The sequence below is a fragment of the Ruegeria sp. YTSA064 genome (assembly GCF_059610325.1).
Window position 1 is genome coordinate 181011 of record NZ_JBXWNK010000012.1, and the last position, 12680, is coordinate 193690.

Annotated in this window: 10 protein-coding genes and 1 pseudogene; 7 read left to right on the plus strand and 4 right to left on the minus strand. The window is 52.8% G+C overall.

Annotated elements, in window-relative coordinates:
- Positions 1-5: 5 nt before the first annotated feature.
- From AC2FI7_RS18240 to AC2FI7_RS18255, 4 genes are read left to right on the plus strand one after another with little or no spacing between them, the layout of a single operon-like run.
- Complete coding sequence (locus tag AC2FI7_RS18240) at positions 6-1490, plus strand: aldehyde dehydrogenase (protein WP_050806487.1); 1485 nt, start codon at positions 6-8, stop codon at positions 1488-1490.
- Between the two features lie 26 nt (positions 1491-1516).
- Positions 1517-2752 carry a Tm-1-like ATP-binding domain-containing protein gene (locus AC2FI7_RS18245; protein WP_496816457.1) on the plus strand — a complete coding sequence of 412 codons (1236 nt, stop codon included), beginning with the start codon at positions 1517-1519 and terminating at the stop codon, positions 2750-2752.
- A 20-nt stretch (positions 2753-2772) separates the two neighbouring features.
- Positions 2773-4062: an aspartate aminotransferase family protein gene (locus AC2FI7_RS18250; protein WP_010443480.1), complete on the plus strand. Its 1290-nt coding sequence runs from the start codon at positions 2773-2775 to the stop codon at positions 4060-4062.
- A 35-nt stretch (positions 4063-4097) separates the two neighbouring features.
- Complete coding sequence (locus AC2FI7_RS18255; RefSeq protein ID WP_010443481.1) at positions 4098-4991, plus strand: phosphotransferase enzyme family protein; 894 nt, start codon at positions 4098-4100, stop codon at positions 4989-4991.
- A gap of 60 nt (positions 4992-5051) precedes the next feature.
- On the opposite strand, the gene AC2FI7_RS18260 is transcribed toward AC2FI7_RS18255, so the two are convergent.
- The 4 genes from AC2FI7_RS18260 to ugpB are packed head-to-tail and all read right to left on the minus strand — an operon-like array spanning position 5052 to position 9217.
- On the minus strand, positions 5052-6107 hold the full coding sequence (locus AC2FI7_RS18260; protein ID WP_010443482.1) for a sn-glycerol-3-phosphate import ATP-binding protein UgpC: 1056 nt from the start codon (positions 6105-6107) through the stop codon (positions 5052-5054).
- Positions 6108-6110: 3 nt separating this feature from the next.
- Positions 6111-6947, minus strand: a complete 837-nt coding sequence (ugpE, locus tag AC2FI7_RS18265; RefSeq protein ID WP_010443483.1) for a sn-glycerol-3-phosphate ABC transporter permease UgpE — start codon at positions 6945-6947, stop codon at positions 6111-6113.
- A gap of 20 nt (positions 6948-6967) precedes the next feature.
- Entirely contained in the window at positions 6968-7849 is an 882-nt protein-coding gene (gene ugpA, locus AC2FI7_RS18270) for a sn-glycerol-3-phosphate ABC transporter permease UgpA (RefSeq protein WP_010443484.1), read from the minus strand.
- Between the two features lie 57 nt (positions 7850-7906).
- A complete protein-coding gene (gene ugpB / locus AC2FI7_RS18275) occupies positions 7907-9217 on the minus strand; it encodes a sn-glycerol-3-phosphate ABC transporter substrate-binding protein UgpB (RefSeq protein WP_010443485.1) in 1311 nt (436 codons plus the stop codon).
- 181 nt (positions 9218-9398) lie between these two features.
- On the opposite strand from ugpB, the pseudogene AC2FI7_RS18280 reads away from it, so the two are divergent.
- The 3 genes and pseudogenes from AC2FI7_RS18280 to AC2FI7_RS18290 all read left to right on the plus strand — a co-directional run.
- A pseudogene (locus tag AC2FI7_RS18280) lies at positions 9399-9578 on the plus strand (helix-turn-helix domain-containing protein); the annotation flags it as partial.
- Between the two features lie 54 nt (positions 9579-9632).
- Positions 9633-10313 (plus strand): LysR substrate-binding domain-containing protein, encoded by a 681-nt coding sequence (locus AC2FI7_RS18285; protein WP_496816462.1) that lies wholly within the window; start codon positions 9633-9635, stop codon positions 10311-10313.
- A 260-nt stretch (positions 10314-10573) separates the two neighbouring features.
- Positions 10574-12550, plus strand: coding sequence for a bifunctional 2',3'-cyclic-nucleotide 2'-phosphodiesterase/3'-nucleotidase (locus AC2FI7_RS18290; RefSeq protein WP_010443487.1), 1977 nt, complete (start codon positions 10574-10576; stop codon positions 12548-12550).
- Positions 12551-12680: the final 130 nt, after the last annotated feature.

Here is a 12680-nt window from a genome sequence, read left to right on the forward strand (position 1 = left end):
CTTTAATGATCCAGTCAGAAATCGATGCACTTCGCGGCAAGGTGTTGACGCCCCGAAACCATTTTATCGATGGGTGTACTATCCCTTCGAATGAAGGCAGAACACACGATGTTCTGTCGCCGATTGATGGTCAGGTTCTGACGCAGATTGCCGAGGGTACACCTTGTGATATGGATGCGGCCATCGCTTCCGCGCGGGCGGCTTTTGAAGATGGTCGTTGGGCACGGCGCGCACCATCTGAGCGTAAGAAAATCCTTCTGAAGCTTGCCGATCTGATCGAGAAACATGCGCTGGAGCTTGCGGTTCTGGGAGTGCGTGACAATGGCACCGAAATAACGATGGCCATGAAAGCCGAACCCATGTCTGCGGCTGGAACATTCCGCTATTACGCCGAGGCGATAGACAAGGTCTATGGCCAGATCGCGCCTACTGCCGAAAATGTCCTTGGGCTGATCCACCATGCGCCGGTCGGCGTTGTCGGGGCGATTGTGCCTTGGAACATGCCGATGATGATCGGAGCGTGGAAGCTGGCCCCGGCCCTGGCGGCGGGGAATTCGGTAGTTCTGAAGCCTGCGGAAAGCGCATCTTTGACGCTGTTGAAACTGGCGGAACTGGCGGTCGAGGCGGGTATTCCAGAGGGCGTATTAAATGTCGTCACAGGTTCGGGTCGGGTCGTGGGCGAAACCCTGGCGCTGTCGATGGATGTGGACATTCTTGTTTTTACGGGTTCGGGCGCAACGGGACGTAAGCTACTTGAGTATTCGGCGCGTTCAAACCTCAAACGTTGCTACCTTGAACTTGGCGGAAAATCCCCGAACATCGTGTTCAAAGATGTAACTGATCTTGCGCAGGCGGCGAAAGTGTCAGCCGCGGGGATATTCCGGAACTCAGGTCAGATTTGCGTTGCGGCGTCACGTTTGCTGGTTCAGGCAGATATTCATGACGATTTTGTCGCAGAGTTAGTCGAGAACGCCGAAGCGATGCAGGTCGGGGATCCTCTAGACCTGAACAACCACATTGGAGCGGTGCACTCCCTGTCCGAATTAGATGCGAACCTTGAATTTGTCAAAAAGGCGCAGGTGGAAGGTGCTGAACTACAACTTGGTGGTGACCAAATTCTAAAGGACACTGGTGGTTACTATATGGCCCCGACCGTTATGACGGGAGTCCGCTCGACTGACACTCTGTTTCGAAACGAGGTGTTCGGCCCAGTTCTGGCCGTGACCCCGTTTGAAACAGAGGAAGAGGCGATTCAACTGGCCAACAGTACAGAATATGGACTGTCCGCTGGCGTCTGGACATCTAACCTCAGCCGTGCGCACCGGATGGTGGCAGGCATCCGCTCGGGTGTGGTGCATGTCAACACATATGGCGGTTCGGATCTCACTGTTCCCTTGGGTGGGGTGAAGCAATCCGGTAATGGCCACGACAAATCCCTTCATGCGCTGGAGAAATACAGCGATTTGAAAACAGCGTGGATTCAACTCTGATCCCGGAACTTCAAAGGAGAGCCCCCATGGGTGACAAAACCATTTTGTTGATCGGGACTTACGACACCAAAGACCCAGAGATGCGGTATCTAGAGGAATGCATCGTAGCGCAGGGGGGAAATGTTCTGACGATGGATGTTTCCGTATTGGGCGACCCGTCCCAACCCACGGACATTTCCAAACATGACGTTGCTGCAGCATGCGATATGACCATCGAAGACGTGATCGCGTTGGGCGATGAAAACAAGGCTTTTCGCGTTATGTCAGAAGGGGCCGCCAAAGTCGTTCGCGACGCCCTGTCCAAAGGGCGCTTTGATGCCATGTTGGCAACCGGTGGCACAATGGGAACCGATTTGGCGCTTGATTGTGCGCAAGCGATCCCCATGGGAGTGCCTAAATACATTGTGTCGACCGTCAGCTTTTCCCCATTGATCCCACCACATCGCTTAGCACCGGACATCCAGATGATCTTGTGGGCCGGGGGCCTGTACGGGATGAACGCGATCTGTCGTTCCTCTCTTTCGCAGGCTGCGGGGGCTGTACTTGGTGCAGCGCGTGCTGTTGAGCCACCAAAGTCCGAACGCCCGGTGGTGGGTATGACGTCACTGGGTTCAAGCTGTTTGCGCTACATGAAGATTCTGAAACCGGAGCTGGAAGCCCGTGGTTTTGATGTGGCCGTTTTTCATTCGACTGGGATGGGGGGTATGGCGTTCGAAAAGCTCGCGGGCGAAGGCGCCTTTGCGTGCGTGATGGATTTCTGCATGCAGGAATTTGCCAATATGTTGGCGGGCTCGCTGGTCTCATCAGGCGAAGATCGCCTGACCAATGCGGGCCGGGCCGGAATTCCGCAAATGGTTGCTCCGGGCGCGCTGGACTTGCTGGATTTTGCGGGTTGGCAAGACATCCCGCCGCAGTTTTCCGACCGCCCATTCCACGAGCATAACCGCCTGATAAAGAGTGCTGTGTTCAACGCGGATGAACGTCGCAACGGAATCCGGGAGATGGCAAAACGTCTAGAACAAGCCACTGGTCCGACCCATTTCTTCCTACCGGTTGTTGGAGTTGAGGAATGGGATCGTGAGGGTCAGGAGGCCCACGATCCCGAGGGTCTTGCCGCCCTTATCGACGAGGCACGTAATGTCATGCCTGCGGTCGTAAATACAACCGAGATTGACGCGCACATCAATGATCAGGCCTTTGCGGATGCCGTTCTCGCACAGTTCGACGAATGGGTCGCTGAGGGCGTTGTGCGCAAAGTGTAACCTCATCTGGAGGGTAACAATTGACCAGATCGAACGCTGAGTTGATCGCAGATCGCGCCCGACTGCTGGGTCCGAATGTCTCTACATTTTATGACAACCCAGTTCACATCGTGAAGGGCGAGGGTGTTTGGCTGTGGGACGCCGACGGGCGCAAGTATCTGGATTGCTACAACAATGTGCCACATGTTGGGCATTGCAACCCGCGCGTGGTCGATGCGATTTGTCGTCAGGCCAACACGCTGAACACTCATACGCGATATCTTCATGACGGCATTCTCGACTATGTCGAAAAGCTGACCAGCACCGTGGATGACCATCTGGATACCGCCATTCTGACCTGCACTGGTTCCGAGGCCAACGATATTGCCCTGCGAATGGCCGAAAGTATGACCGGCAAGCGTGGAATCATCGCAACGGATGCGACTTATCATGGCAATACCTCACTCGTCAGCCAGCTTAGCAAATCAAACGTTCCGACGGTTGGGTTTGGCCTTGGTCAATTTTTTCGTTTTGTCGGTGCGCCAGACAGCTATCGCAACCCTGATCCCGAGGGGATGAGATTTGCAGAATCTGTAGCTGAGCAGATTGCCGAGCATGAAAAATCAGGTATCGGGTTTGCCGCATTGGTTGTCTGCCCGTATTTTCTGAACGAAGGTTTCCCGGATAATCCGGACGGTTGGCTGAAGCCTACTGCCGAGGTTGTGCGTAAGGCGGGTGGACTGCTGATTTGCGACGAAGTTCAATCCGGGTTTGGTCGTACAGGCACGCATATGTGGGCGCATCAGAAGATGGGCGTGGTGCCGGATGTCATGACATTGGGTAAACCGATGGGGAATGGCCATCCGATCGGAGGGGTTGTCACCAACTCGGAAATCCTGGGAACATTCAGAAAAGGTTATCGCTATTTCAATACGTTCGGGGGCAACCCGGTCTCTTGCGCTGCAGCCATTGCCGTATTGGAAGAAATCGAGGACAAGCACCTGCTTGAAAACGCCAGAAAAGTCGGCGCGCACGCTCGTATGAGGATAACTCGATTAGCGAAAAAGCATGAGTTCATTGGTGATGTACGCGGTTCAGGTCTGATTTTCGGCGCCGAGATGGTACTGGATCGGGAAACGAAGCAACCCGCCAGTGCATTCACAGATCGAGTAATCAATGGCATGCGGGAACGGGGCGTCATTCACTCAAAGCTGGGGCGTCACAAGAACACACTGAAGATACGTCCACCGATGCCGTTCTCGATCGAGAACGCAGATCTTTTATTTGATACGCTGGACGAAGTTCTGGCCAAAACTCCGCTAGACGCGTGAATTTGGCGGTTAATCAGGCGTTGGAGCTATGGGGGATGCAGGATGCATCTTACCATTTGATCGCGGCCCGCGAAAATCAGGTCTTCCGCGTCGATATCAATGGTTCCTCTTATGCGCTGCGATTGCATCGAGCGGGGTATCGTACCAATGAGGAATTGCGATCGGAACTTCAGTGGATGGATGCGGTATCGCGCGGCGGATTACATGTGCCAGCACCGATTGCCACGGCGTCAGGAGATTTTCTGCATATCGCTGATGGGGTCCAAATTGACGTTTTGTCCTGGCTGAACGGTGCGCCAATGGGCGCAACGGGTCAGCCGCTGGAGACAAAAGACCGAACCTCACTATTCCTAGGCATCGGGCGTGAAATGGCACGGTTGCATCACGTTTCGGACAGGTGGGTGTTGCCTGACGATTTTGACAGATGTTCCTGGGATCGGAATGGTCTGCTGGGGAGTAACCCGTTGTGGGGCAGATTCTGGGAAAACCCGACTTTGTCTGCCGATGACCGCGAAATGTTTGAGGCTTTGCGCGGAAAGATGGCGACCGAATTGACCCAACTGGAAGATACGTTGGACTACGGTCTGATCCATGCGGATTTGGTGCGCGAAAACATTCTGGTTGATGGAGATCGTCTTCAACTCATTGATTTTGACGACAGCGGCTTTGGGTTTCGCCTGTTTGATCTGGCTACGACATTACTCAAGAATTTGCAGGAGCCAGACTATCCTGAATTAAAAGAGGCTTTGCTTGCGGGTTACCGGTCTGAACGACCCCTGGATGACAGCGCGCTTGATCTCTTTTTATTGCTGCGTGCGGCGACCTACGTGGGTTGGGTAATCGACAAACTGTCGGAAGAAGGCTCTGAACTCCGAAATCAGAGATTCATTGATACAACACGCAAGCTTGCGCTTCGATATCTGGGTTAGGGGTGCTTTGTGCACCGACATATTGAGTGATCAACTACCATAAAACCGCCCAGAGGGCCATCAATCCTCAAGTCGCTTACCGGTATCCGGATCAAACAGGTGCATTTGCTCGGGGGCGACCGAGAACCTTACCGCAGGATGCCGCCCTTCGATTGGGTGTACGCCGGGGAGGCTTGCTGTGATCACATTATGGCTGCCTGTCAGGCGACCGTGTAGCAGCGTATTTGCGCCCAAAGGTTCAGCCATCTGAATTGCGGCTTCCAGCGGGCCATTTTCATCCATTGACAGGTGTTCTGGCCGGATTCCCAGTTTTACCGAGGTATCTGGGCCTTGAGATGGACCAATTTCCACGTCTTCAATTTTGATCACTCCACCTACACGCCGCGCGTCAAAGATATTCATCGCGGGACTGCCGATGAATTGAGCCGCAAACAGGGTTTTTGGGGATTCATAGACATCCAGAGGTGTACCAATTTGCTCGGCGATCCCGCCGTTCATTACGATCATTCTGTCTGCCATCGTCATGGCTTCGACCTGATCATGTGTGACATACAGGGACGTAATCCCCAGCTTTTCCTGAAGCTCGCGGATCTCCAGGCGCATTTGAACGCGTAGTTTCGCATCAAGGTTCGAAAGCGGTTCATCAAAAAGAAACACTGCTGGTTCACGAACGATGGCGCGTCCCATTGCAACCCGCTGCCGCTGCCCGCCCGACAACTGTCTGGGCTTTCGGTCTAGCAAGGGTTCCAATTGCAACAGCTTTGCTGCTTCGGTCACCTTTTGATCGATCTCCGCCTTAGGTAACCCGGCAATTTTTAGTCCATATCCCATGTTCTGGCGTACAGACATATGCGGGTATAGCGCATAGTTTTGGAATACCATCGCGATATCCCGATCCATCGGTTCTTTATCATTTGCCCGCTCGTCTCCGATGCGGATTTCACCCGAAGTCACGGTTTCAAGACCTGCCACCATGCGCAAAAGCGTGGATTTGCCGCATCCTGAAGGCCCGACGATAACGATGAATTCTCCGTCTGCGATATCAATGTCGATACCATGAATGACGTCTGTGGGGCCAAAGCTCTTTTTGACGTTTTCTAGGGTTACAGTTGCCATTTCTTACTTCTCGCTATCGACAAGGCCGCGAACAAACAGTTTTTGCATCGACACCACCACAATAACCGGCGGGATCATGGCCAGTATCGAAGTTGCCATGATGACGGGCCATTCGGCCACATCATCGCCGGATGGGAACATCTGTTTGATGCCCATCACAATGGTATTCATCTCGGGATCCGTGGTGATGAGCAACGGCCATAAGTATTGGTTCCAGCCATAAATGAAGAGAATGACGAACAAGGCCGCGATGTTGGTTCTGCTCATCGGCACTACAATGTCGACAAAAAACCGCATCGGCCGCGCACCGTCTACCCGCGCCGCTTCAGCAAGTTCATCCGGGATTGTCAGAAAGAACTGCCGGAACAGGAAAGTGGCAGTGGCTGAGGCGATCAATGGGAAAATCAGCCCGTAATAGCTGTTTAGCATACCAAAACCGGCCACAACTTCGAATGTTGGAACAATCCGCACTTCGACAGGTAACATCAGTGTCAGAAAGATCAGCCAGAAGAAGGTCGTTCGCCCCGGGAAGCGGAAGTAGACGATCGCAAAGGCCGACAGAAGTGAGATCACAATCTTGCCAACGGCAATACCGATTGCCATCACAAGGCTGTTGAACAGCATGGTAGCGACAGGCACGTTTACTCCGGCAAAAAGGGCTGCTCGGTAGTTCTCCCAAAATTGATCACCCGGCCAGATCGGCATAGGGGGAGAGACGATTTCAGGCTGGGATACTGTTGAGGCAACAAAAGCCAGCCAGATCGGAAAGAATATGATCAGGACGCCCAGTACCATAAAGGCGTGGGTTAGCCAGATACCCGCGCCTCGTTTCTCGACCATTCCGTGTTGTTGGGCCGCCATCAGTAATGCACCCTTTTTTCGACGTATTTGAACTGGATCACCGTTAGCAAACCAACCACGATCAACAGGATGACGGATTGTGCCGACGAAGACCCAAGATCTTGCCCGACGAACCCATCGGAAAACACCTTGTAGACCAGGATCGTTGTGGCTTGTTGCGGACCACCTCCGGTGATTGTGTGGATAACACCGAATGTTTCAAAAAACGCATAGACGACGTTGACCACCAGCAAAAAGAAGGCCGTTGGCGACAGCAGTGGCAAAACAATTGTGAAGAACCGGCGCCAGAAATGCGCCCCATCGATTGCGGCTGCCTCGATGACTGACTTTGGCACGGATTGCAGCGCCGCAAAGAAAAACAAAAAGTTATAACTGATGCGCCCCCACGCGGATGCGACAACGACCAGCCCCATTGCTTCGGCGTCATTCAGAACGTGGTTCCAATCATAGCCGAGTTGTCCAAGATACCAGGAAACAACTCCGACGCGTGTGTTGAACATGAAAAGCCAAAGCACACCAGCAACAGCTGGTGCGACTGCGTAGGGCCAGATTAACAAGGTACGGTAAACACCCGAGCCTTTGATCAACCTGTCGGCAATGACTGCAAGAAAAAGTGCCGGAATCATCGAGCACAAGGTGACAAGCGTCGAAAAGATCGCCGTTGTTAAGAAGGATGCACGATAGAATTTGTCGCTGAGAAGGAATTCAAAGTTGCCGAGCCCGACGAATTGAGATGACAGCCCGAACGGGTCAGGAATAAACAGCGACTGCCAGATTGCCTGCGCCGCTGGATAGAAGAAAAATATGGCAGAGACGATCACCTGAGGTGCGATCAGAAGCAGGGGCAGCAACCAGCCCCGAAAGGTGACGCGTTTTTCCAATTTAGTGTCCCACCAAAAAAGAAATGCGGGCCGTTAAAGGCCCGCATGATATCATTTTTATTGATTGGCTGATTCAAACCGGCGCAACAACGCGTCGCCACGTTCCTTGGCGCTGTCCATCGCTTCCTGAGCCGTTTTGTCACCAGACCAGATGGCCTCGAGCTCTTCGTCAATGATTCCGCGAATCTGGTCGAATGACCCCAAACGCAGACCTTTTGAGTTTGCGGTTGGTTCTTTCGCAGTCATCTGGATAACCGCGATATCTGTGCCGGGATTGTCTTCATAGAATCCTGCCGCGCGGGTTGCATCTCCCGCTTCAGCAGTAATCGGAAGATAGCCGGTATTCTGGTGCCAATTGGCCTGTACATCTGACGATGACAGGAAGCTCAGGAACTCTCCAACTCCTTTGTAGGCTTCGGGGTCGTGCCCTTCCATCACCCACAGGGAGGCACCACCGATAATGGTGTTCTGAGGTTCGGCTGTGACACCTTCCCAATAGGGTAGGGGCCGTACGTCAAAATCGAACTCAGCTTCCGAGCTGATGCCCGCGTAGCCTGCCGAGCTTTCTGTGAACAAGGCGCATTCTCCGGCCCGGAAGTTGGCTCCACCTTCGTTTCTTCGACCGGTGTAGATGAACTTACCGTCCTTGGCCCAATCACCCATTGCGCTTAGGTGGGCCACTTGCACCGGGCCATTCAGCATCAATTCGGTGTCCAGACCGGCGAAACCATTATCTTTCGATGCAAATGGTACATCGTGATAGGCTGACATGTTTTCCAGGTGAACCCAGCTTTGCCAAGCAGTGACAAGCGGACATTCTTCACCGCCTGCCTTTAATTGATCAAGAACCTCGCCAACTTTTTCCCAAGTGGAAAGATCGGTATCAGGATCGACTCCCGCTGCCTCCATCGCATCGCGATTGACCCAAAGAACGGGTGTGGAAGAGTTGAAGGGCAATGACAACATGTCGCCATCGGTAGTGGTATAATACCCTTTTACAGCGCCGATATACGCGTCGGGATCGAATGACGCGCCACTTTCGGCCATCACTTCATAGACTGGTTTGATGGCGCCTTCAGCCGACATCATTGTCGCGGTGCCAACTTCGAATACCATCAGAATGTGGGGCTGTTCGCCAGCGCGGAACGCGGCGATACCTGCATTCAGCGTTTCCGAGTAATTACCTTTGTGGCTTTCAACCACGACAAACTCGTCCTGGCTGGCGTTGAATTCTTCAACCTGGGCTTTCACCAGATCACCAAGACGGCCGGTAAAGGCGTGCCAGAACTGGACTTCGGTTTGAGCCATTGCCGCTACAGGGGACAAGGCAGTTGCTACGGCGAGAGCGCCGAAAAATCTCTTTTTCATGATTCCTCCCATGCATCAGGTTCGATGCTTCGTTGAATACCGACCGCTACGGGTAAACGGCACACATGACGATTTCACGACGTTAGCGTTACAGAAATATAATTCAAGACCTTAGTATTGATAAAAAAAATAACACGGCATTATATTCGTGAGCGAAAAATTGGGAAATACTAGTTCAAACATGCGGCAAACCCTGAGAATCAGACAGCTTGAAGCCCTTATGGCAGTGACGACCAATGGATCGATCACTTCTGCAGCCACTGATCTTGGGGTCAGTCAGCCAGCTGTGAGCCGATTAATATCTGATCTGGAGAAGTCACTTGGGTTTCAGCTTTTTGATCGTCGCGAGGGGCGGTTAGTGCCGACTCAGGAAGTTCGGTATTTGCAGCCCAGCGTAGAGCGTGTTCTGGAACTGATGAAGCAGATCACCGACGTCAGTCAGGACATCACGCAACGAAAGGCGGGACATATTCGCGTCGCTTGCCTGCCCGGATTTGCAACCAGCCACCTGCCACAAGTTGTCGCCGAATTTCTGAAAGACCGCCCCGGCGTCACCATGACAATCGAGCCGGATCGGCCCGAGCGCATTCTAGAATGGATGATCGGTGAGCAATATGATTTTGGGATCACCGACAGTTTTATCAGCCACCCTGCCGTGCAAAATACAGATGTGCACTTACGCACGGTTTGTGTATTTCCGAGCGGTCACGAGTTGGAAAGCGTTTCGGAAGTTACACCCAAAGAGCTTGAGAACGAGAAAGTCATTCACACCCGCCGTGATAGCGACTTTTTTGCGCGCCTATCGAAAGCGTTCCAAAGCGCAAATATCTCACTGAACTCTCACATCGAGGTCAGGCAATTTACAGCAGCTTGTGAACTCGCCTTAAGAGGCGTGGGAGTCTCAGTAGTGAGCGAACTGGATGCGGTTCAATATGCCCATCTTGGACTGTGCTACAGGCCATTCGTACCGGTGTTACCTCATACACTTTCCTTAGTGCGCCCCATATTGAAACAACCATCTTTGGTAACTTTGGAATTTATTGAACAGTTCAGCGAAAGCTTGAACCCGTTTCGCGTCAAATCGATTATGCGCTGATCGCTAAGCGCTTTTAATTCTGGGGTGTTCGTCGATTTGCCATGTAACTGCCTGCGCTTCATCAGGTTTGGTCTGGCTGATGCCACAAAATAAATTCCAAGTTGAGACCTTGATGAGCTTTACGCTCATAGGGTTTGTCGGCACAGTATCGTCAATCTTAACCATAGTTCGATGCTTGATCGGCTTAGGTGATCTTTATTCATCTTTGTTACAATCGCCATCTACAAAGCGTTTCGAACATATTTCCAGGAAGGTGTGATATGCCCTTTTCCAGCAGTAAGCTCTCTCGCCGTAAGTTTCTTGCCACAACGACAGCCAGTGCAGCTGCGATTACTCTGCATCCGTTCTCTGCGTCTGCTGCCAACAATCAGGCTCATCTGAGGATCATGGAAACAACAGACATCCATGTGCATGTTTTCCCTTATGATTACTATGCAGATAAACCACGGGACACCGTGGGCCTGTCACGTACGGCATCTATTATCAACGGCATCCGATCAGAGGCGACTAACTCGCTTCTTGTTGACAATGGCGACTTTCTGCAGGGCAATCCGATGGGTGACTATATAGCCTATGAGCGTGGAATGAAGGCGGGTGACAGCCACCCGATTATCACTGCATTCAACACGGTCGGCTATGATGCCGCCACCTTGGGCAACCACGAGTTCAACTATGGTCTGGAGTTTCTTGATAAAGCGCTTGCTGGGGCCGACTTCCCAGTGGTTCTGGCCAATATTGCCAAGAAAAAAGGGGCCAGCCCGCGCGCTGACGAAACTCTGGTGAAGCCCTATGCCATTCTTGATCGTGAGATTGAACTGGGGGACGGCTCCAAACATCCGATCAAGATCGGCGTCATCGGCTTCACTCCGCCGCAGGTCATGAATTGGGATCGCAAACACCTTGAAGGCAATGTCGAAGCCCGCGATATCGTCGAGACAGCGCAGGCTTACGTACCCGAGATGAAAGAGCAAGGCTGTGATCTGATCATAGCACTTTCGCATTCAGGTATAGGTGAGGCCGATCATTCGGAAGGAATGGAGAATGCCTCGGTCGTTCTTGCCGGTGTTGACGGTATTGATGCCTTGGTCACCGGGCACAACCATCTGGTCTTCCCATCTCCAACATTTGCGGACCGTCCCGGTATTGACGTGGAAACCGGAACTTTGATGGGTAAGCCCGCCGTCATGGGTGGATTCTGGGGATCGCATCTTGGCCTGCTTGATCTGTTGCTGGAACGAGATGGTAGCGCCTGGCGTGTGGTCACCACCACTTCCGAGGCGCGGCCGATATCCAAACGCAACGAAGATCGGTCAATAACTGCGCTGGTCGGAGATGATCAAAAGGTTCTCGACTCGGTGGCGAAAGATCACGACGAAACGTTGGCCTACGTCCGCCGCGCTGTGGGTAAGACTTCGGCCCCATTGCACAGCTATTTCGCATTGGTTGCCGATGATCCGTCTGTGCAGATCGTTTCGATCGCGCAGAAATGGTATGTCGAAGAGATGATGAAAGGCACCGAGCACGAGGGTCTGCCAATCCTTTCGGCAGCGGCGCCATTCAAGGCTGGCGGCCGTGGCGGCCCGGAATACTACACTGATGTTCCCGTCGGTGACGTTGCAATCAAGAACGTGGCCGATCTTTATCTTTACCCAAACACAGTTCGTGCCGTACGGGTAAACGGGGCGCAGGTTCGAGGCTGGCTGGAACGGTCAGCGGGCATGTTCAATCAGGTTGAGGAAGGTTCCGAAGACGCGATCCTGCTGAACCCGGAATTCCCATCATATAATTTTGATGTGATGGACGGTGTGACCTATCAGATCGACCTTTCACAGCCGTCCCGCTTTGGTCCAAAAGGCGAAGAACTTAATCCAGATGCAGCCCGGATCGTGAACCTTGCCTTTAATGGTGCACCGGTCACGGATGACATGGAGTTCATTATCGCCACCAATAACTACCGAGCATCGGGCGGCGGCTCTTTCCCCGGCGCAAAGGGTGACACAGTTGTTTTTGAAGCCCCAGACACCAACCGGGATGTCATTGTCCGCTATATTGTCGAGCAGGGTACAATTGATCCTAAAGCAGATGCCAACTGGTCATTTGCGCCGCTCACCGACACGACGGTATTGTTTGAAACCGGGCCAAAAGCGCGGGACTACATGAATGATGTCAAAGGTGTTGTCATTGAAGATGCGGGAGAAGGTACAGATGGCTTTGCAGCGTTCCGCATTAAGCTCTGACCTGTACGAGATAAAAAAACCCGCCGGTAGTCTGGCGGGTTTTTGTTTGTGTATTACTCTGCGGCTTCTTCGTATTCTGACATTGGAGGGCATGTGCAGATGAGGTTTCGGTCTCCGTATGCGTTGTCGA